21 protein-coding genes are annotated in these 20497 nt (G+C 58.8%); 11 read left to right on the top strand and 10 right to left on the bottom strand.

From position 1 onward, the window contains the following. Window positions 1-153 (top strand): transposase (locus SYN63AY4M2_RS00165; protein ID WP_206337021.1); only part of this gene is annotated, 153 nt, incomplete at its 5' end. 27 nt (window positions 154-180) lie between these two features. Here the strand turns inward: SYN63AY4M2_RS00165 and SYN63AY4M2_RS00160 are convergent. The 7 genes from SYN63AY4M2_RS00160 to rplI all read right to left on the bottom strand — a co-directional run bounded on the left by SYN63AY4M2_RS00160 (window position 181) and on the right by rplI (window position 7710). Further along, on the bottom strand, window positions 181-1389 hold the full coding sequence (locus SYN63AY4M2_RS00160; RefSeq protein WP_099812083.1) for an MlaD family protein: 1209 nt from the start codon (window positions 1387-1389) through the stop codon (window positions 181-183). Continuing rightward, the gene (locus SYN63AY4M2_RS00155; protein ID WP_240530455.1) at window positions 1389-2123 is read right to left on the bottom strand and encodes an ATP-binding cassette domain-containing protein; all 735 of its coding nucleotides are present in this window, start codon (window positions 2121-2123) and stop codon (window positions 1389-1391) included. Before SYN63AY4M2_RS00155 ends, SYN63AY4M2_RS00160 begins: the two co-directional genes overlap by 1 nt. Before the next feature lie 313 nt (window positions 2124-2436). Further along, complete coding sequence (locus tag SYN63AY4M2_RS00150; protein ID WP_228375215.1) at window positions 2437-3258, bottom strand: TerC family protein; 822 nt, start codon at window positions 3256-3258, stop codon at window positions 2437-2439. Window positions 3259-3510: 252 nt separating this feature from the next. Next, window positions 3511-4317, bottom strand: coding sequence for a nickel pincer cofactor biosynthesis protein LarB (gene larB / locus SYN63AY4M2_RS00145; RefSeq protein ID WP_099887115.1), 807 nt, complete (start codon window positions 4315-4317; stop codon window positions 3511-3513). Window positions 4318-4340: 23 nt separating this feature from the next. Next, window positions 4341-5234: a universal stress protein gene (locus tag SYN63AY4M2_RS00140; RefSeq protein WP_099887114.1), complete on the bottom strand. Its 894-nt coding sequence runs from the start codon at window positions 5232-5234 to the stop codon at window positions 4341-4343. A gap of 128 nt (window positions 5235-5362) precedes the next feature. Beyond that, the gene (dnaB, locus tag SYN63AY4M2_RS00135; protein WP_011430392.1) at window positions 5363-7138 is read right to left on the bottom strand and encodes a replicative DNA helicase; all 1776 of its coding nucleotides are present in this window, start codon (window positions 7136-7138) and stop codon (window positions 5363-5365) included. Window positions 7139-7248: 110 nt separating this feature from the next. Beyond that, on the bottom strand, window positions 7249-7710 hold the full coding sequence (rplI, locus tag SYN63AY4M2_RS00130) for a 50S ribosomal protein L9 (protein ID WP_011430393.1): 462 nt from the start codon (window positions 7708-7710) through the stop codon (window positions 7249-7251). Between the two features lie 359 nt (window positions 7711-8069). Between rplI and pstS the strand changes: the two genes are divergently transcribed. From pstS to SYN63AY4M2_RS13680, 7 genes are all read left to right on the top strand, one after another. Further along, window positions 8070-9149 (top strand): phosphate ABC transporter substrate-binding protein PstS, encoded by a 1080-nt coding sequence (gene pstS, locus SYN63AY4M2_RS00125; protein ID WP_099887113.1) that lies wholly within the window; start codon window positions 8070-8072, stop codon window positions 9147-9149. A gap of 71 nt (window positions 9150-9220) precedes the next feature. Beyond that, on the top strand, window positions 9221-10189 hold the full coding sequence (pstC, locus tag SYN63AY4M2_RS00120; protein WP_011430395.1) for a phosphate ABC transporter permease subunit PstC: 969 nt from the start codon (window positions 9221-9223) through the stop codon (window positions 10187-10189). A 6-nt stretch (window positions 10190-10195) separates the two neighbouring features. After that, complete coding sequence (pstA, locus tag SYN63AY4M2_RS00115) at window positions 10196-11095, top strand: phosphate ABC transporter permease PstA (RefSeq protein ID WP_099887112.1); 900 nt, start codon at window positions 10196-10198, stop codon at window positions 11093-11095. Window positions 11096-11131: 36 nt separating this feature from the next. Then, window positions 11132-11959: a phosphate ABC transporter ATP-binding protein PstB gene (pstB, locus tag SYN63AY4M2_RS00110; protein ID WP_099887111.1), complete on the top strand. Its 828-nt coding sequence runs from the start codon at window positions 11132-11134 to the stop codon at window positions 11957-11959. A 65-nt stretch (window positions 11960-12024) separates the two neighbouring features. Then, window positions 12025-12852 (top strand): TlyA family RNA methyltransferase, encoded by an 828-nt coding sequence (locus SYN63AY4M2_RS00105; protein ID WP_099887110.1) that lies wholly within the window; start codon window positions 12025-12027, stop codon window positions 12850-12852. Window positions 12853-12895: 43 nt separating this feature from the next. Then, a complete protein-coding gene (locus SYN63AY4M2_RS00100) occupies window positions 12896-13330 on the top strand; it encodes a hypothetical protein (protein ID WP_011430399.1) in 435 nt (144 codons plus the stop codon). A 295-nt stretch (window positions 13331-13625) separates the two neighbouring features. Further along, a complete protein-coding gene (locus SYN63AY4M2_RS13680) occupies window positions 13626-13802 on the top strand; it encodes a hypothetical protein (RefSeq protein WP_168173350.1) in 177 nt (58 codons plus the stop codon). Window positions 13803-14100: 298 nt separating this feature from the next. On the opposite strand, the gene sat is transcribed toward SYN63AY4M2_RS13680, so the two are convergent. The 3 genes from sat to SYN63AY4M2_RS00085 form a co-directional block, all read right to left on the bottom strand. Further along, window positions 14101-15282: a sulfate adenylyltransferase gene (gene sat, locus SYN63AY4M2_RS00095; protein WP_168175095.1), complete on the bottom strand. Its 1182-nt coding sequence runs from the start codon at window positions 15280-15282 to the stop codon at window positions 14101-14103. Between the two features lie 113 nt (window positions 15283-15395). Further along, window positions 15396-15767 carry a hypothetical protein gene (locus SYN63AY4M2_RS00090; protein ID WP_011430402.1) on the bottom strand — a complete coding sequence of 124 codons (372 nt, stop codon included), beginning with the start codon at window positions 15765-15767 and terminating at the stop codon, window positions 15396-15398. Between the two features lie 128 nt (window positions 15768-15895). Further along, window positions 15896-16678: a ParA family protein gene (locus tag SYN63AY4M2_RS00085; protein WP_099812072.1), complete on the bottom strand. Its 783-nt coding sequence runs from the start codon at window positions 16676-16678 to the stop codon at window positions 15896-15898. A gap of 78 nt (window positions 16679-16756) precedes the next feature. Between SYN63AY4M2_RS00085 and SYN63AY4M2_RS00080 the strand changes: the two genes are divergently transcribed. The 3 genes from SYN63AY4M2_RS00080 to SYN63AY4M2_RS00070 all read left to right on the top strand — a co-directional run bounded on the left by SYN63AY4M2_RS00080 (window position 16757) and on the right by SYN63AY4M2_RS00070 (window position 20385). Continuing rightward, complete coding sequence (locus SYN63AY4M2_RS00080) at window positions 16757-18043, top strand: glucose-1-phosphate adenylyltransferase (protein WP_099812071.1); 1287 nt, start codon at window positions 16757-16759, stop codon at window positions 18041-18043. A gap of 152 nt (window positions 18044-18195) precedes the next feature. After that, window positions 18196-19968 (top strand): AarF/ABC1/UbiB kinase family protein, encoded by a 1773-nt coding sequence (locus tag SYN63AY4M2_RS00075; RefSeq protein ID WP_099887459.1) that lies wholly within the window; start codon window positions 18196-18198, stop codon window positions 19966-19968. Window positions 19969-20010: 42 nt separating this feature from the next. Further along, a complete protein-coding gene (locus tag SYN63AY4M2_RS00070) occupies window positions 20011-20385 on the top strand; it encodes a hypothetical protein (RefSeq protein ID WP_011430406.1) in 375 nt (124 codons plus the stop codon). Window positions 20386-20497 lie beyond the last annotated feature (112 nt).

Here is a 20497-nt window from a genome sequence, read left to right as displayed (position 1 = left end):
CGGTTGATTCGCAAAGAGTTCGCCACAGAGGTGGCACGGTTCTACAGCAAGCCTGTATTTTGGACAGGGGCCTATTTTGTTGCCTCTTGTGGTGGGGTCACTGTTGAGGAGTTGAAGAAGTATGTCGAGCAGCAGGCAACGCCCAGATTGTGAGACTCAGGGGCATTGAACCCCTTCGTCTCACCGCCTATCCCCCATCCCGCCAAGCTGCGCTGTGGCGGGAGTACCCCAGAGGTTCTGATGGAAGCGATAATCCTGAGCCCCAGCAGGCCGGATCCCTTCCTCTGAAGGGGCGCTGGAGACCAAGTTGCTCAGCCCCAACACCAGTTCCCGGAGAGCGCGACGAAACTGGGGATCCCCGGTCAGCTCGTCGATATCGGCAGTGATCTTTTGCGCGTTTTGAAAGGTGATGCGGGCCGAGTCCAGAGTTTGGCGCAAGGTCGCCAGGGTGCCCGGATCGTTGAGGCTGGCGGCAAGCTGCCGCAGATCGTCGGTAGCTTGGGACACGTTCTCCGCCGCCGCTCGCACCTCGGCCAGGATCTGGCGCACATCCGCCTGCAGTTGCGGATCGGTAAGCAGCGGGCGAACCGCGCTCGACATGGCTTGCAGATCAGCGCTCACCTGCTGGATGTTTTCCAGGGCAGCCTGGAGGGAGGTGCGGTTCTGTTCCACCAGAACGGTGAACCGATCGGCAGCCGCTTGAAAACTGCGGGCCGTTTCCCTCACAGCTCCAGCCGCGTCTTGGATAGCCACAGCAGCCGAGGTAAATTGCGACAAGTCCAGATCTTCGGTGCGCAGGGCTGCCACCTGCTTCTCCACAGTTTCCGAGAGGTCGGCCACGCTGTTGGCAACACGGGTGATCCCTTCTAAGGTGGCGTTGAGGGTATCGAAGAACTCATCGTTGTTGATGCGCGTCACCAGCCGATCCACCTGAACCAGCAACTGGCCGAAACCCACGCCCGGCTCGCCCTCCACCCTATCCCCATCGCAGATGATCTGGCTGCGGTCGCAATCGGCTGCCAAGGGAGATCCTGTTAGCTGCACAGCCGCCTGCGGCAGGATATCCATCACCGTCTCCCCCACCAGCCCCGTCTGGGTGGTAACAAACAGGGCGTCGCGCGGGATGACCAGCGGCTGGTCGATAGCCACCTGCACCTCCACCTGGGCTGCCTGGGGCAGGATGCGCTCCACCCGGCCCACAGCTACTCCCCGCAGCCGCACGCTGGAGCCTTCCGCCAGGCCGGCCACATTGGGATAGGTGACGGTGAACCGAAAGCCGCGGCTGCCGAAGCGCAAGTTGTAGATCCACAAAAACAGCCCGGCAAAGCCCAGTGCCCCCGCCAAGATCAACAGGCCCACTGCCCCTTCTCGGATGGCTCGCGAACGCATCACACCTGCCCTGCCACTCGAATTGGCCCTTCTACGCTACCGCTGAAAAATTGCCGCACAAAGGGGTTGTCGCACGTTTCGATCTCTTGCACGGATCCCTCCCACTGCACCCGCCCCTGGGCCAAGAGCACAATCCGGTCGGTGGCGCGGTAGATGGTGCTGTGCTGGTGGGTCACCACAATGTAGCTCTCGCAAGCTTTTTTCACGCGCTGCAGATCCCGGATGAGATCTTCGATCACGGTGGAAGCAATGGGATCCAAGCCTGCTGTGGGCTCGTCGTAGAGCAGCAGTTGCGGCTCGTCCTGGGGCAGCGACGGATCCTCCATGATGGCGCGGGCGAAGCTGGCCCGCTTGCGCATCCCCCCAGAAAGCTCCTCCGGCAGGCTGTGCTCCTTGCCCGCCAGCCCCACCGCCTCCAGCTTGGCCGCCACCAGCTCCCGAATGCGTGCCCGCGGCAGCCGCGAGTGCTCATAGAGCAAAAACCCGACGTTTTCCTCCACCGTTAGGGAGTCGAAGAGGGCCGCTTGCTGGAATACCATGCCTACCCGCAGGGGGGGAGTCTGATGGCCGGCCTGAATTTCCGGCAGCGGGATCCCACACCAGAGCACCTCGCCAGCCTCCGGCTCCGTCAGGCCGGCAATAATGCGCAGCAAGGTCGATTTGCCGGTGCCGGAAGGCCCCACCACTCCTAGGGCATCGCCCCGGTACACCTTGAGGTCAATCCCATCCAGCACCACCGTAGACCCAAAGCGCTTGCAGACCTGCCGCAGCTCTACCAGAGGGATCGGATCGTTTACCTTGGCTGGAGAGGAAAGGGGCTGAGGTTGACCATTCTCTACCCCTGCTGGCGGCTTCTGCTGGCTGTCCCTGCTTGTGGCAGTGGCTTGCTGGCAGCACTTTGCCCACCACTTCTGGCAAAACTGCGGAATCAGGATACCTTCCTCCGGTGGCTTGCCTCCACTACTAGTCTACAAGGCCCTCCCGTTGCCCGAACAACCTGCCGGCGTTCACCGGCCCCAGGGATCCGAAATTCCTCCCTGGGCTCCCTTAGTCCAGCTCAGCGGCAGACTCAACCTCAGCAAGAGCGGCTAAGCCGGCAGGGATCCCTTCCGTCGAACTGGGCAGAGTCGAATCTGGCTGGGCCACGGCTGGAGGAGAAGGACTGCGGCGCTGCGAAAAGCCCCAGACAAACAAAGGCAGCACAGCCAGCACCATCCCCCATTCCGGGAGCTCAATTTGGGGGAAAAACACCTCCAGCAGCATGAGGCTTCCCACCAGGGCGATGATGGCAAAGGCAGCATCTTCCAGGCGGGAAAACTCATCCAGCCAGCGCAAGAACAAAGAGGCCATGTAGCGCATCAGGGTGATGCCGAGAATGCCGCCGAGGATGATCACCCAAGCCTTGCGGGAGACGCCCACCGAAGCGGCGATGCTGTCGAAAGAAAAGACTAGATCCGTCAGCTCTACCATCACCAGAGTTTGCCAAAAATTGGCCTGGCGAGTGATGTCTTGCTCGGGTCCTTCTTCTTCCCCGCGAAAATGCTGCCAGGCCAGCCAGAGCAAGTAACAGGCCCCAAGAAACTGAGCGGGCGGATACTCCACCAGCCAAACCGCTGCAAACACAATGGCGATGCGAAAACCATAGGCGCCAATGATGCCCCAGCGCAAAGCCCGGTTCTGTTGCTGGGGGGTGGGCAAATGCTTGACCAAAGCAGCTAGGGCGACGGCGTTATCAGCAGAGAGGGCTGCTTCCAAAAACACCAGAGCCACCACCAAAAAGAGATCCGTCCAAGTGAAGGACTGAACGATCCCCTGAACAAGAGCCACAGCGGTATTTATTGCCTCGATGGACATAGCAGCAAGCTTCATGTACCCCGGCTAAAAAATCGTTCGTTCAGTGCAGCCAACCCCAGACTGCTATCCTATAATCGACAACTCCTTTCATTTGCTTTCATTTTTATGGTCGTTTTTATGGTCGTTAGGGAGCGTCCCAAGAATGATACCTGAGGAAAGAACCCACCCCTCAATTCTTGGAAACAACCTCCCAGCGGAGACAGCCAAAATCCCGGCCTAGCCATGGCCTGAGTATAGCCTGTCTGGCTTAGGATTGTTTTACATTTCTTAACCTTCTCCCTCTCCAGGGGATGCAGGCGAGGGCAATCGCGACGCCAGCCGCTGGCCACAGCGCAGGATCTGGCCGGCCAGAATCGCAGCCCCAAAGCCGTTGTCGATGTTCACTACCCCCACCCCAGGAGCACAGGAGTTGAGCATGGTCAGCAGGGCAGCCAAGCCCTGGAAGCTGGCCCCGTAGCCAACGCTGGTGGGCACAGCGATTACCGGACAGTCTGCCAGGCCAGCCACCACGCTGGCCAAGGCTCCCTCCATGCCTGCCACTACAATGAGCACATCGGCTTCCAGAGCGGCGCGGTGGTGCAGCAGGCGATGGATCCCGGCCACTCCCACATCCCAGAGGCGGTTGACCTGAAACCCGGAGAGCTCGGCGGTGAGAGCGGCCTCTTCAGCCACCGGCACGTCGGCAGTGCCAGCGGAGATCACGCTAATCTGGCCGGGATAGCTATGCACCTTTTGGGGAGGGATCCAGCACAAGCGCGCTACAGGAGAATACTGGGCCTGGGGCAAGCGGCAGCGAACTTGGGCATAGACCGAGGGATCGACGCGGGTGGCCAAAGCTAGGGATCCCTGGCGGTGCAGCCGCTCCAGAATCTGGGCAATCTGCTCGGGAGTTTTGCCCGGCCCCCACACCGCTTCGGGAAAGCCGGTGCGCAGAAGGCGATGGTGATCCACACGGGCGAAGTCTCCTACCGCCTCAAAAGGCAGGAAGCGACAGGCTTGCAGGGCCTGCTCGGGAGAGAGCTTCCCCTGAGCCACCGCCTGGAACAGTTCCTTCAAGGTTTGGTCAAGCGGCATAGAAGGGGGGTTGGGCAGCTCTACTACGCTAAGGAACCGCGCGGGAAAAACAACACCGGATGCCAACTTTGCCGTAGAATCTCGCCGGTGAGGCTACGGATTGACCACTCCCAAAAGGTTCCCACCCGTGGGGAGGCGGTGGCAATGGCGGTCATGTCCTCCTCAGCAGCGGTGGCTAGGATTTCCTGAAGCGGGGATCCCACCCGCACCAAGGCCCGCAACTGCACCGGTTTTACCTGCTCGACCAGCGGTTCGACTAACCGGGCCAAGTCGGCCTCGGCCCTGCGCTTGAGCTCTTCTGCCGGCGATCCCTGGTTGCGGCGGGCGCTGGGATCCACCACATAGAGCAGCGTAATGGCCTGACACTGGGAAGTTCCTGGCAGCAGTTGGCCAAGACGGCTGAGGAGCTGCCGGCGGGGCTCCTCAAAGTCAAAAGGCACTAGGAGGGAGCGAAATAGGTGGCGGCTGCGCAGGCGCAATTCTTCCAGAGTAAAGGCGGCGATGAGTTGCGGACGCATCACCATTACCGGGATGGTCAGCTTCGGCAGCAGCTCCAAGGTGGTGCTTCCAAACAGTTTTTCGGTGAGCAGATTGTGGATCCCCATGCCTGTGATTAGCAAGTCGGAGCTGCAGGTTTGGATCCCTCTTAAAATCAGATCCACCGCCTTGCCCGCCTGCACCAAGACTTTGACTTCCAGCCCTGCAGGAACGGCGCTCAACACCTTGTGTAAGCGAGCCTGTTGCGCCTGCACTTTGGGGGTGAGGTCTTCGGGAAGGCCAATGTCGTCGTCCTGCCGAGCAACGCTATGCACAAAAGCAACGCGCTCAATCCCATTCAGGTAAAGCTCTTCTAGGCATTTGCCAAAACGCTGCAGTCCATCGCGGCAATCGGTGGCGATCAACAGGCTTTTGAACATATGGCTTTAGGCAGAGGGAGGTAGCCAGCAACAGCAACCTGCCCTAGGGGGGCAATCTCAGGCTAACACCTCGCACCCCGGACCTGTCCTTGAAAGGAGTCCCGATCTACTTCTGCTGCGGCTTTCGCTCACCGATAGGGATCCGCCAAGTTGCGAAACTGGGTGTACTGGCTTTCAAACAAAAGGCGTACGGTGCCAGTAGGGCCGTTGCGATGTTTGGCGACGATCACCTCGGCAATGCCGCGATCGCTGGTGTTGGGATCGTAGTACTCGGGCCGGTAGATCATCATCACCACGTCGGCATCCTGCTCGATGCTGTTGTGCACCAGCAGGCCGTTGGCCACAAAGTTGTGGTGGCGGGGCATCTCGATGTCGTAAACCGGTTGCGGCTCCCCCGGCTCGCTAATGAAGACGACGGGATCCCAGATCAACCCCTCCTGCACCACCACCGCCACCTCCTCCTCCAGTTGCAGCTCGTCGAGGGTTTTCCAGCCGTCCCGAGTTAGGAAAGGGTGGTTGCCAGTGGCACGAATGGAAAAGTTGAGGCGGGTTTTTAGAAGACATGTGGGCTGCCGCCCACTGCAAAATACCCTCACTGGCTGTTGGGGCACCAGCCGCCCGCGCCCATTGAGGCTGAGCAGGCGCGGCAGTTCTGCTGAAGGCGGCAGGGCTGCCAGTTGCTCCAGGCGCCAGATCTTGCCGCGATCCACGTCCCTCACGCGGGTATCGCCGGCTAGACAACCCGACTCCCGCAAATCTGCCAGTTGCGGACGCTTGTCTGAGCGCGACTCCACTGCCCGGCTGAGCTGAGATAGCACCAGCACCGGCACCATCAGCTCTTTGGCTAGCGCCTTGAGGCCGCGGGTAATGCGCGACAATTCCTGCACCCGGTTGTCGGACTCAGATCCCTGGATTAGCTGCAAGTAGTCGATCAACACCAACCCCAACGTCCCTCCTTGCTCCACCTGCAGACGCCGCGCCTTAGAGCGAATTTCTGTAACCGTGCAGTTGGGCGTGTCGTCGATAAACAAAGGCAGTTGCGACAAAAAGCCAATCGCCTGCCCCAGGCGTTGCCACTCATTCTCGCTGATGCGCCCGGATCGCAGACGGCTACTATCAATGCGCGCCTCGCTGGCCAAGAGCCGCTGCACCAGTTGCTCCCGCGACATCTCCAGGCTGAAGATGGCCACCGGTTGCTTGACGTAGGCAGCCACATTTTGGGCAATGTTAAGAGCCAGGCTGGTCTTTCCCATCGAAGGACGGCCGGCTAGGATGACCAAATCCGACCGCTGCAAGCCCTGGGTCAGGTTGTCGAGGTCAATGAATTTGGTCGGGATCCCAGGGATCTGAGCCCCGCTCTGGAACCTCTCCTCCAACTCTGAGAAGATGTTTACCAAAACTTCCGAGGCTGGAACAAGGCTGCGCTGCACCCGTTCCTGGGTGAGGCTGAACACCTCTTGCTCGGCTCGATCCAGGAGCTGAGGGAGAGGCTGGCTAGTGTCGTAGGCCAGACGCGCCAAGGTGTTGCTGACTTGAATCAGCCGGCGGCGCATGTATTTGTCCACCACCAGACGGGCATACTGGTCAATGTTGACACTGCTAACCGTCTGCTCCACTAGGCGGCGAATTGCCGCCGTTCCTCCCACCCGCTCCAAGAGCTGGTGATCTGCCAACCAGGCAGAAACAGTGGTCAGGTCAGTGGGCTGGCCCTGGCTGTACAACTGCAGAGCAGCCCGGTAGATCTCCTGGTGGGCGGAGAGGTAGAACATCTCAGGCCGCAAGAGCTCCGCCACCCGCGCCATCGCCTCAGGGTCAAGGAGGATGCCGCCCAAGATCTCCTCCTCAGCTTCGATGTTCTGAGGCGGAAGCCGATCCCCACCGGTCAGGTCGTAATCGCTAATCACCACCAGCCAGGGTAGAAAAACCAAGCTCTCCCCCGCTCTCCGACTGCTAGGCTGCACACCCTAGCGCAGCGGGCCAAGTGGGCATAGCCGTCTGAACCAGAACCTCTTTTCTACTCAGGCGTGACCTGAATGCGCAGCGTAGCGGTAACCTCGGGGTGTAACTTCACCTGCACCAGGTAAACCCCAGTTTTCTTGATCTCCTCATCGAGTAGGACATTGCGGCGGTCGATATCGAGGCCACTGGTAGCCAGCACCACCTCGGCAATATCGCTGGCAGTTACCTGTCCAAAGAGCAGGTCTTTTTCGCCCACCTTCTTGCGGATGACAAAACGGCCAATCGTCTCCAAAGCCTTTTTGTAGTTTTCCGCCTGTTGCTTCTCAGCCAGCTTGCGGGCTGCTTCCTGCTCCCGCCGCATCTGCTGCTCCTTGAGAAGTCCAGGCGTAAGCCGCACCGCCATCTGCCGCGGGAAAAGGTAGTTGCGGGCATAGCCCGGCCTGACACTCACCACCTCTCCCGGCTTGCCGAGCCCAGGAACCGCCTGGCGCAGCATCACCTGCACATCTTTTGCCATAGGAGGAAGGCACCCACTCTCTTGACAGCTCTCTATTCTAGGCATTCCCCCGACCAATGTCAGCCCAGCCCCAGCCTCCCCCTGGGGTCTCTACCCTGATTAAGCCCGACAGTCGCGACCTCGGCTGCTGGGCCTAGAAATAACCTAGAAATAACCTGAATTTAACCTCTTGTTGACCCAAAAAGGGTTGACCTTACGTTACACTTAGCGACCGATTAGCGACTGAGTTGCAAGGGCTGGGGTCTCAACGAGATCCTGTGCTCTCTTCGGCCCGGTGGACTGAACTCTTGGAGTTAGGTTTCACAGTTGCAGCTTTTTGACCTGGGCTAGGACACGCTCTTCAGTGGAGAGATCTCTGTATGTTGATGTCGCATTCCTTGGGTCGTCGTTCTTTCCTTAAGTCCTTGTCGGCAGTTGCTGCGGGTTTTGCGGCAAGTCAGGCCGGCTGGCAGCGAGTGTTTGCCCAGCAGAAGACGATAACCATCAACGGCGCTGGAGCTACCTTCCCGGCCCCCCTCTACCAAACGTGGGCCCAAGAATTTGGCAAGAAAAACCCCAACATCCAAGTCAACTACCAATCGGTGGGGAGCGGCGCTGGCCGTCAGCAATTTGTGGCCCGCACTGTCGACTTCGGCGCCAGTGATAGCGTGCCGCGTCCTGAGGAGATTAGCAAGATTGAGGGTGAAGCCAACCCTCCCAAGGGCATGGTGGCCGTGCCTATGGTGGGCGGGGCATTGGTGGCAGCCTATAACGTCCCCGGCGTAGGTCCTGAAATTCGCCTCTCTCGCCTGGCGCTGGCCAATATCTTCCTGGGCAAGATCAAGAAGTGGAACGATCCGCTGCTGGCTGGCCTTAACCCAGGGGTGACTTTCCCAGATATGCCGATTACTGTTGTGCACCGCTCTGATGGCAGTGGCACCACCGACATCTTTACCACCCACCTCAACGCCATTAGCCCCGAATGGCGGCAAAAAGTGGGCCGTGGCTCTTCCGTGAACTGGCCAACTGGCGTGGGAGCTCGCGGTAACGAAGGCGTTTCTGAACAAATCAAGCAGATTCCTGGCTCAATCGGCTATGTGGAGTACGGCTTTGCTAAGCTCAACAACCTAAATTTCGCTCGCCTGGAAAACCGGGCAGGCAAGTTCGTCGTCCCCAAAGTTGAGACGGAGCAGGCAGCGCTGGCGAGAATCAAGCTCGACGAGCGGCTGCTGGGGGTTGACCCAGATCCCGAAGGGGAAGACTCCTACCCCATTGTGGGCTACACGTGGATCTTGGCTTACCAAGTCTACCCCAAAGCTGAAACCTCCAAGGCTGTCAGAGAGTTTCTTCGCTACGCCCTCACCGAGGGGCAATCCTTTGCGGAGCCGCTGGGCTATGTGCCTTTGCCGGAGGAAACGCGAAAGAAATCTCTGGCTGCCCTGGAAAAAATCACTCCGTAGAGGTTTGGAAGAAAGCTCTGGCTGCCCTGGAAAGCATCACTTTGTAGAGGTTTGTACCCCCTACCCAGCAGATGACCACTACCTTTTCGGAGAGCAGTTCTCTATTTCGGCCCCGGCCCGTCTTCCAGCGCCGGCGCGACTGGCTATTTATTTGGGCAACGCGGATCGCCGTCTTTTTCTCGGCTTTCCTACTGTTGTGGATTGCCCTGGAGATTGGGATTCAGGCGCTACCTGCCATTCGGAAGTTCGGGCTGGGCTTTTTCTGGGGCACCACCTGGGATCCTGTTGAGAACATTTACAGTGCTTGGCCCCAGATCTACGGCACGCTGGTAACTTCTCTGATTGCTCTGATCGTGGGCGTTCCCTTAAGCTTTGGCATCTCCATCTTTTTGAGCGAGGACTTTTTGCCCAAGCCTTTGCGCACAGCCTTGATCATCGTGGTGGAGCTGCTGGCAGCCATTCCCAGTGTGGTCTACGGCATTTGGGGGTTGTTTATCTTCATCCCCTTCTTCCGCCCTATACAGATGTTTTTGTTCCAGCACTTCAACTGGCTGCCCATTTTCAGCACACCACCAGTAGGGCCTGGGATGTTGACATCGGGGGTTGTCTTGGGGATCATGATCATCCCCATCATTACTGCCATCGCCAGGGAAATGCTGGTGTCCGTTCCGCCAGAGTTGCGGGCGGCTGCCTATGCGATGGGAGCCACTCGCTGGGAAGCCATCTTTGGTGTCGTGCTGCCGGCAGCAATTGGCGGCCTCCTGGGAGCGGTGGTTTTGGGTTTGGGACGCGCCCTAGGGGAGACGATGGCAGTAGCGATGCTGATTGGGAATGCCCGCGGCATTAGCATCTCGCTTCTGGCTCCTGCCAGCAACATTCCAGCCCTATTGGCCAACGAGTTTGCGGAAGCGGGCCCCGAGCAGGTTGCAGCACTTATGTATTTGGCCTTGATTCTGTTAGCCATCACTCTGGTGGTTAACATTGCGGCGGAGCTGATGATACGCCGTGTCAAGTTTGCGCTAACAGCTTCGTGGGAGTAGAGGAACATGACAGCGCAAGTGCAGGCGGTAGAGCAAGGCAATTTGTTTAAGCGCAGAGCGAAGCCCTGGCAGCGCATCTTCTTGGATGTAGGAATGACAGCGCTGACAGCTATCTCCAGCATCTTCGCCATTTTTGTGCTGGCTCTCATCCTCTACTACGTTTTCACCAGGGGCATCGGGCGCCTGAACTGGCAGACGCTGACCCAGCTTCCCCCTCCTCCGGGCGATCAGGTGGGCGGATTTGGCAATGCGGTGCTGGGGACGATTATTGTGGTGTCGATTGCTATCTCCATCACATTCCCCATTGGTCTATTCGCAGCCATCTATCTCTCGGAGTTTGGCAAAAACAGCCCCGTGGCCTCCTTTCTGCGCTTCGTTATCAAGGTGTTGACGGGGGTTCCCTCCATCATTGCCGGGGTGTTTGCCTATGGGGTGCTGGTGCTTTCCTCCAAAACCTTCTCGGCCCTTGCCGGCGGGATGGCTCTATCGGTGCTGACCCTGCCTATCATCATTTTGTCCAGTGAAGAGGCGCTGCGCCTGGTGCCGGCCGATACGCGGGCTGCTGCCTATGCGTTGGGGGCTTCGCGAGTGCAGACGGTGTTTCGCGTGGTGTTGCCAGCGGCTCTGCCGGTGATCCTGACGGGGGTGACGTTGGCCATTGCCCGCGCTGCAGGTGAGACGGCGCCCCTGATCTTCACGGCTTTGTTTAGCTTTCTCTGGCCCAGCGGTTTGTTGAAGCCAGTGGCCTCGCTGGCTGTGTTGATCTACAACTTTGCCCTTGTCCCCTTTGAAAACCAGCAGAAGCTTGCCTGGGGAGGGGCTTTGGCTCTGGTGATTTTGGTCCTGATTACCACCGTCAGTTTCCGGCTCCTTGTGAGTCGTCGCCAAGAAGCCATCACTATCTAAGCCTTGCAGTGACGTTATCTTCTTTTCAACACGCCTATGCGCTCTCCACTCTCTGACAAGTCGGGCTCTCCTGAGCAACCCACCCGGTTGGAGGTTGAACTAGAGACGCGGGATCTGAGCGTCTACTACGGCTCCCACCTGGCGGTTAAGCAGGTTTCCCTGAAGATCCCGAAAAATCACATCACAGCCTTTATTGGACCCTCAGGTTGCGGCAAGAGCACTATTTTGCGCTGCTTCAACCGCATGAATGACTTAATCCCAGGGGCAAGGGTAGAAGGCTCCGTTATCTTCCACGGGAAAAACATCTACGACCCGGATGTGGATCCCTCTGAGGTGCGGCGGCGGGTTGGCCTAGTGTTTCAGAAGCCCAACCCCTTCCCCAAATCCATCTACGACAACATTGCCTTTGGGCCCCGGATTAATGGCTACCAGGGGGATCTGGACGAGCTCGTGGAGCGGGCACTGCGCCAGGCCGTTCTCTGGGATGAGGTGAAAGATAAGTTGAGGATGAGCGCCCTTTCCCTCTCCGGTGGACAACAGCAGCGCCTCTGCATTGCCCGCACCCTGGCCATTCAGCCGGAGGTAATTCTAATGGACGAGCCTTGCGCCTCGCTGGATCCTATTTCTACGCTGCGCATTGAGGAGCTGCTTAAGGAATTGGGCCGTCGCTACACGATCATCATCGTCACCCACAACATGCAGCAGGCAGCTCGCGTGTCCGACTTCACTGCCTTCTTCAACACTGAACTTGACGAGAGAGGGATCCGCTACGGACGAATGGTAGAGTTTGACCGCACCGAGAAGATCTTCAACTCTCCCGCCAACCGCGAGACGGAAGAGTATGTGAGCGGGCGCTTTGGCTAAGTCGCGGCTGACAGAAGGGATCCCGGTCGTCTATCTTGATGGAGTGGAAGGCCAGTGGCTAGGGCATGGCCGATCGAGTCCGCCTGGATACCTGGCTGGTGGAGCGAGGGTATTTTTCTTCGCGCCAGCAGGCGCAGCGGGCTATCTTGGCGGGAGAAGTCTTCCTCAACGGAGTACGGGCGGAAAAAGCCGGGACGTGGGTAAGCGGAGATCCTGTAGTCCACATCCAGGCCAAGTCTGCTTTTGTCTCGCGAGGAGGAGAAAAGCTTCAGGGGGCACTGCAAGCTTTTCCCATTCAAGTCCAGGGTCGCATCTGTTTGGATGCTGGCATCTCCACTGGGGGCTTCACCGATTGCCTCCTGCAACGAGGGGCGCAGCGGGTCTATGGGGTGGATGTGGGCTATGGCCAATTGGCCTGGTCTTTGCGAACTGACCCGCGGGTAATCCTTAGGGAACGGACCAACTTGCGCTATCTTCAGCCAGCCGATCTCTACGGAACCGAGGTGCCCACTCCCAACTGGCCGGATCTGGCAGTGGTGGATCTCTCCTTTATTTCCCTGACTAAGGTGTTGGATCCTCTGTGGAAGCTGTTGCGCTCGCCGCGGGAAGCCTTGCTGCTAGTCAAGCCGCAGTTTGAGGCGGGCCGAGGCCAGGTGGGCAAAAGGGGGGTAGTGCGGGATCCGGCCGTCCATGCCCGCGTGCTGCAGACAGTAATGCAGGCGGCGGTGGCCCGCGGCTGGCAGGTGCAGGGCTATACTTGGTCGCCTATCACTGGCCCTGCCGGCAACATCGAGTACTGGCTATGGCTTGCTGAAGGGGAAGGGATCCCTCTCCCCGACACCGGTGCGCTACAACAGATGAGCGAACAGGCAAGAGCAGCCTTACACCCATAAAGTAGTGCACTTGTCAATACGTCATTATGCCGAGTTGAGAACGATGAGCGCAGCCATTGAAGAATTGTTTCAGGAAGGGATCCGGCGCTACGAGGCGGGGGAAGCGGCCAAGACGCTGATCCCTTCCTTCGAGGCCATTTGTAAGGGATCCCCGAAGGCGGCAGCAGCCTGGACTTGCTTGTCCTGGCTCTATCTTTTGGAGGGGCAAGCGGAAAAAGCCCTGAAAGCTGCCCAAACTGCTGTGAAGCTAGACCCGGTGGACGCCCAGCCGCGGGTGAACTTGACTTTGGCGATGCTGGAGCTGAAAAAAACAGGGGTACGCCAGCAGGTGGAGATCATCAAGCAAATCTTGGCGCGGGATCCCGAGCAGATCGAGGGGGTCAAATCTAACTTGGCAGAGGGAGGGAACCGCCGTCCCAATTGGCCTCAGTTGAGCAAGATGCACCAATGGCTATTTGAAGTAGACCAAGCAGGTTAAGCAGGCTTAACCCGATTTTGCAACAAGAATTTAGGAAAATCTAGAGCTTGTCAACTTAATCCGCAACTTTTAACAATATTCTCATAGAGTTGGTGCTAGACTTCTCTTACCAAATCGCAAGACGGTATTCTGGCACCGCTGTGAGTTAGCTTGCATCCCACGCAAGCCTGTGGATTTGTTGGGCTTTGAGGAGATGCAAGGGTTTCTGTTTGGTGTGACACTTCTTGCATCGACTTGCATTGAAATTGAGTTCTGCTTTTGATTTTCTTTGACTGTAAATTGGAGGAACTTGAAGATGAACCGTCAGACCGTTTGGGTTAAAGGCGAGACCCGCAACCACCAGGGCCACTTCATCCCTCAATCCGAGTATACGTTGGTCGATGTTGACCAAAATGGCTGGGCGTTGATCTGTGTTGACAATGCCCGCTGCTATTATGTGGATCCCGACCAGCTCCGCTTTGAGGCGGGATGAGGTCTGTTGCTGCCCATGGAGGGCTTCCTGGCGAGAGTTTCCTAGGAGAGCAGCATCCTTCCCCTGCTTTTGGGCGTGGGTTTGTTTATGGTTTGGTATCCCTGAGGCTGCGCCAGAGGACTGGCCGGTGATGCCCATGTACAGAACCGGTTTTAAGCTGATACCTGGGGGCTCTGCGACCGCAACCCAACGATCAATCTAGCGGAGTCAGCCTAGGCAAGGAGGCAGCGCCCTATTTCAGCTTGGCCGACTCCCCAAGAACAAAGAGGGCCTGGGCTGGAGCAGGCTCTTTTTGCCCCTACTCAGGCTGTCCCCGCTCACGCATAGCTTCGGCCAGCAGTTGGGCTACCTCGGGGCGGGAGAACTCCGGCGGGGGGATCTCGCCGCGGCGCAGCATTTCCCGCACCTTGGTGCCCGAGAGGTGGATGCGCTGGTGGGGCTGGCTGGGGCTGGTCTTGGCCGTGGCCATGGTGCCGGTGACGGTGCAATAGAAGGCATGTTCAAACTTGAGGGGGATGATGCCCAGTTCCTCGGGACGGAACTCATCGAAAATGTGCTGGGCATCATAAGGGCCGTAGTAGTTGCCCACCCCGGCGTGATCCCGGCCCACAATAAAATGGGTGCAGCCGTAGTTTTTGCGAACGAGGGCGTGGAAGATGGCCTCGCGCGGGCCGGCGTAGCGCATGGCCGCAGGGTTGATGGCCAGGATCACCCGCTCCTTGGGGAAGTACTTTTCGATCAGCACCTCGTAGCAGCGCATGCGCACCTCGGCGGGAATGTCGTCGCTTTTGGTAGCCCCCACCAGCGGGTGGAGAAACAGCCCGTCCACGATTTCCAGAGCGCACTTTTGAATGTACTCGTGGGCGCGGTGGATGGGGTTGCGGGTTTGAAAGCCGACAATGGTTTTCCAGCCTCTTTCCCGAAACAGTTGCCGCGACTGGGCCGGGTCGATCTGGTAGGCCGGGAAAAGGGGATGGGGATCCCGCTGCAAGAGAGTTACAGGGCCGGCCAAATAGACGGATCCCTGTTGGTAGAGCACCTTCACCCCCGGATGCTGCTCATCGGTAGTGCGGTAGACCTGCTGCGCTTCGCGGGTTTTGTCGTAGGTGAACTTCTCGGTCAATTCCAACAGGCCCAAGAGCCTGCCCTCGGCATTGGCCAAGGCAATGGTCTGCCCTTCCTTGAGATCGGCAGCTATCTCGGCAGAGACCGGCAGCGTTACCGGCAGCGACCAAGCCAGGCCGTTGGCCAGGTGCATCGTCTCCAGAACCGACTGGTAATCTTCCCGCCCCATGAAGCCAGTGAGCGGGCTGAAGCCCCCGATGGCGATCATCTCCAGATCCGACTGGGCCCGCTCGTCGAGGTGGAGGATGGGGCAGTGTTCAGCTTTGGAGCGCAGCTCCTGCGCCTGCTCAGGGGAGGCAATGCGGTTGACCAAGGTGCCCCCGTGGGGCGGAATGGCATCGCCAGAAACAGTCATCTTCGCCTGGGATGGAGTCATAGCGTGCAGACCGGAACGGCAACCGAGCAGACAGGGATCCCTAACCCTACACCCTCCTTTCCTCCGGCGCAATCCAGACTAGTACCAACTGCCTAGTCCAGCATGTAGGGGGGCATATCTTCGTCGGTGGGCGACACGTTGTCAAAGATGGGCCGATTCATGATCTTCTTTTGCGCGTGCAGAGGCGAAGGCTGGGGTTGCGGCTTGGGTAAAGGTGCGACTTGCCCTCGGCGGCTTTGCAGTTCCTGAATGGTCTTGGCCCGCTCCTCGGCCACCGCCTGTAACTGGGCCAGCGCCTTCTGCAATTCGTCGCGGTGGGCAGTGACTTGCTGTAGCTGAGCTTGCAGGGCAGAGACTTTGTTTTGGTAGTCCTGCAAAAGTTGTTGAGCTTCGGCCAGTTGGCTTTTGAGGGTTTCAAGGTCCGGCGATTCTGGGGCTGGTTCTGTAGGAGACTGAGAAGACATCGTTGTCGGCTCCTCGCCCGTGGGAGTAGATTCTGCAGGGGTGGGCTCTGAACTGGTTTTAGCACTGGCCTTGCGCCGAGTGCGGGAAGTTTCTCCCGAAGAAGGAAAGAGGCTACGGTCCGATCCAGTCACAAGAGCACCTCATGTTCGACAAACTGCTCCAATCGCTGACACACCACCGAGCCAGGCCGATAGTCCATGACCGTCAAGCCGTAGTCAAAAGCGGTGCGCAAATCGCTGCTATCTGGAATGGTAACGGGTGAAAGCACATCCGCAAAAATCTGTTGCGCTTGCACATACAATTGCCCGGTATGGGATCCGGACCAGATGCCCCCTGGCAAGTAGCGGTCGTCCAGCATGGTCAAGATGGCGCGGACTTGGCTCAACTCGCCCTTCAGGGACTCGACATAGCGCAGGGTCACCTCTGTACAAGAGAAGTCGACGCGGTTGAGCCGTGTCGGGATCAACACCCGCTGGGCTGCCCGCAAAGCATTGGCGGTGAGGGCATTCAGCTCCCCTGGCGTGTCGAGAAAGACAAAGTCGTAATCCGGCAGCAGGGGAGCGAGCTGATGCTGCAACAGGTCTTGCCCGGAGTCGCCAGCAGCCGCCAGTTGGGCCGCCACTTCGGCCATGGTGCGGTGGGAGGGCGCCACATCCACCCCCTTGTCGGTGCAATAGATGACTTCCTCCAGAGGCCGCTGGTGGTGAGGGTGGAGGCTAGCCCAAACGGTCTCCTCTGGGGGAAGGGATCCGGCCTCTTCGAGGTAAAAGCTGCTGGCGGTGGTTTGGGAGGTGAGATCGACTAGCAGAACGGCGTGGCCCCGCTGGGCCGTCAACTGGGCCGCGTGGACGCAGAGGGTGGACTTGCCAGTGCCGCCCTTGTTGTTGGTAAAGGCCAGGATGCGTGCCATCAGCTTCCCCAGGGCCGTTGCAGCCGCTTCCCCTCGCCGCGGTCTATGCTATTGGGTGTAACCTGGTGGAGAACCACCATGCGCGATGTACTGGCAATTATCCTAGGCGGTGGGCGGGGCACCCGCCTCTATCCTCTAACCAAGCGCCGCGCCAAGCCGGCTGTACCTCTAGCAGGCAAGTATCGCCTTATCGACGTTCCGGTTAGCAACTGTATCAATTCCGATATCGATAAGATCTACGTCCTCACGCAGTTCAACTCCGCCTCGCTAAACCGCCACATCATCAATACCTACCGCCTGTCTCCCTTCACCGGCGGCTTTGTAGATATCCTAGCGGCCCAGCAAACCCCCGATAACCCCGACTGGTTCCAGGGCACGGCTGACGCCGTTCGCCAATATCTCTGGCTGATGGACTCCTGGAAGCCGCGGGACTTCCTCATCCTATCGGGGGATCACCTCTACCGCATGGACTACCGCCCCTTTATTCACTATCACCGGCAAACCGGAGCCGATGTGACGCTGGCGGTGCTCCCCTGCGAAGAAAAAGTGGCTTCGGGTTTTGGCTTGCTCAAGATCGACGCCGATGGACGGATCGTCGATTTCAAAGAAAAGCCGCAAGGGGAGCTGCTGAAAGCCTGTCAGGTGGATACCCAAGCCCTCGGCCTCAGCCCGGAAGAGGCCAAAGCCAAGCCCTACATCGCCTCGATGGGCATCTATGTATTCAGGCGGGAGGCCCTCATCGAGATGCTGAAGGTGAAGGAGCACACCGACTTCGGCAAAGAGGTGCTGCCGTCAGCCATCGGCAAGTACCATCTGCAGGCCTACCCGTTCAAGGGCTACTGGGAGGACATCGGCACCATCGAGGCTTTTTATCGAGCCAACCTGGCGCTGGTGCAGCAGCCCAACCCTCCCTTCAGCTTCTTTGACAGCGAAATGCCCATCTACACCCGCCCACGCTTTTTGCCCCCCAACAAAATCCTCGATTCCCAGATCGTCAACTCCATGATTGCCGACGGTTGCATCATCAAAAATGCTCAAATTCGCAATTCCATCATCGGCATTCGCAGCCGCCTGGAGGCCAATACCATTGTAGAGAATACCCTGGTCATGGGGGCCGATTACTACGAGTCGGCAGAAGAGCGGCAGGCCAAGCTGGAGGCTGGGATCCCACCGGTGGGCATCGGCGCCAACTCCCACATCGTCAACGCCATCGTGGACAAAAACGCCCGCATCGGGCGCAATGTCCGCATCCTCAACAAGGATCACGTCAGCGAAGCGCAGCGGGAAGAGGAAGGGATCTGGATCAGCAACGGCATCGTCACCATCATCAAGGACTCGGTGATCCCGGACAACACCGTCATTTGATCGGGGGAAGCCGGCTTTGGCCGAGAACCTGGCTGGCGAACGCTGAGGAGGCGCTGTTAAGCAAGATAAGAGAAAACAAGAGGCTTTTGCCATTACGATAGATTACGATAGATATTAAGAGCTTTAAAAACAGATTGTGAGATCCCTTGAGCGTGGTTAACAGGATTTCCTCCATTGCCGACCTAGAAGTTTACGATCCGCAATTCATCACTCGTTACTACCGCTGGCGCCTGCTCCGGGTGATGGGTCGGGCGCTGGCCATTCTCTGGCCCCTCCTCTGGTTTGTTCTCTGTCTACGCTGGGATCAGCTTTGGGGACAGGGGGATCGCAAAGTGCCCCAGCGGGCAGAGCAGTTGCGCAAGCTGCTCACTGACCTAGGGCCTACCTTCATCAAGGTGGGGCAGGCCCTCTCGACGCGACCGGACTTGGTGCGCAAAGACTACTTGGAAGAGCTCACCAAGCTGCAGGATCAATTGCCCAGCTTTCCTTCCCAGGAGGCGTTTGCCCGCATTGAGTCAGAGTTGGGCCGTCCGATCACCGAGATCTACGCCCAGATCTCGCCCGAGCCGGTGGCTGCCGCCAGCTTGGGCCAAGTTTACAAAGCGCAACTGCACAGTGGCGAATGGGTGGCGGTGAAGGTGCAACGGCCCCACCTGCGGGAGCGGCTGAGCCTGGATCTGTACCTCATCCGCTGGGCCTCCACCTGGCTGGGGCCTTGGCTGCCCCTGAACCTGGGCAACACCTTGACGGCGGTGGTGGATGAGTTTGGTCGCAAGCTGTTTGAGGAGATCGACTACCTGCAGGAGGGACGGAACTGCGAGCGCTTTGCCGAATACTTTCGCGGCGATCCCGATGTGTATGTGCCGCGCATCTTTTGGGCCTACAGCACCCGCCGGGTGTTGACCCTGGAGTGGATTGACGGCATCAAGCTCACCGATGTGGAGCGCATTCGGGCGGCCAACTTGGAGGTGAAACAACTGGTGCGCATCGGCGTGGTGGCCGGACTGAAGCAGTTGCTGGAATACGGCTTTTTCCACGCCGATCCCCATCCGGGCAACCTGTTTGCCCTCCCCGATGGCCGCCTGGCCTACATCGACTTTGGCATGATGGATCAGCTCACCGAAGAAATGAAGGAGTACCTGGTGGACGCGCTGGTTCACCTGGTGGATCGCGACTACGACGCCTTGTTCGACGATTTTATTCACTTGGGCTTTTTACAGCCGGATGTCAACCGTCAAGAGCTGATCCCTGCTTTGGAGACGGTGTTGGCGGATGTGTTGAACCAGGAGGTGGGCAACTTTAACTTCAAAACCGCCACCGACCAGTTCTCCGATTTGATGTACCGCTACCCCTTTCAGGTGCCCTCCCACTTTGCGTTGGTCATCCGCTCTTTGGTTACCCAAGAGGGGGTGGCCCTCAGCCTCTATCCGCAGTTTCGCATTGTCGGCGTGGCCTATCCCTATGTGGCCAAGCGCCTGCTGACGGACGAATCGCCCCGCATTCGCCAGCGGCTGCTGCAAGTGCTAATTAAAGATGGCAAGTTCCGCTGGAACCGCTTGGAGAACCTGATCCAAATTGCCCGCAGCGATGGGGGGCTGGATTGGGTACCCACCGCCCGCATGGGTTTGCGCTACCTGATGTCGGAGGAGGCCCGTGAACTGCGCCGCCAGTTGGTGCTTTCTCTCACGGAAGATGACCGCCTTCACTTTGAGGAGCTGCAGCGGCTGTGGCATGTGATCAGCCCCGACTTGTCTCCAACTCACCTCTGGCAGGCGGCACTGGGATCCCTGCCCTCAACCAGCGATCTGCAACATACTTTGGCCGAGTTGAGGGATCAGGTGCAGGCCCACCTGGAGCGGCTCAGCCCCTGGCGACTTCCCCAGCCCTGGCCGAATTGGCTGGCGGGAGTGGGACAGGAAAGGTAAAACGGAAAAAGATAGCTTAAGTTTGGTGAGCTGGACAAAAGCGTGGCAGATCAGAAAGGCGACTTCATTGCCGGTGTGGTAGCCGGCGCTGTGTTGGGCGGGATCATCGGCGGGGTGATCGCCTTTGTGCTGGCCCCCCGACTAAGCAAGGGATCCGCCGAAGGCCAGCGCCGGGATCCCGACCGTCTCAACGGCACCTCTGTCCCTCCTGAACGACCGCGCCTCCGAGCCTCGGGTGAGCCGGCTGTGCCCAGCTCCGGCGACTGGAGGGAGTGGGAACAGGAAACAGAGCGGATTGCCCAGGCCCGCCGCACCCTCGAAGCCAAGATTGCCGAGTTGAACGAGGCGATCCAGGCCACCCGCGCACAACTGCTCGTCAAGGAGATATCTTCTAGCGCTGTCGAGGAAAAGCCTTAAGCAGGGGACCCCTGTCCATGCCAAACTAGAGGCGGCACTGGCTTTCTCCTCTGGGGAGTGCCAGCGTTCTCGCCTCTCGGCTGAGTTGCTCTCCTGGATCAGGTCTGCCTCT

It is taken from the genome of Synechococcus sp. 63AY4M2 (genome assembly GCF_002760475.1).
Classification (GTDB): Bacteria; Cyanobacteriota; Cyanobacteriia; order Thermostichales; family Thermostichaceae; genus Thermostichus.
Note: the sequence above shows the minus strand (reverse complement) of the source record. Positions and strands in the feature narration are given on the sequence as shown.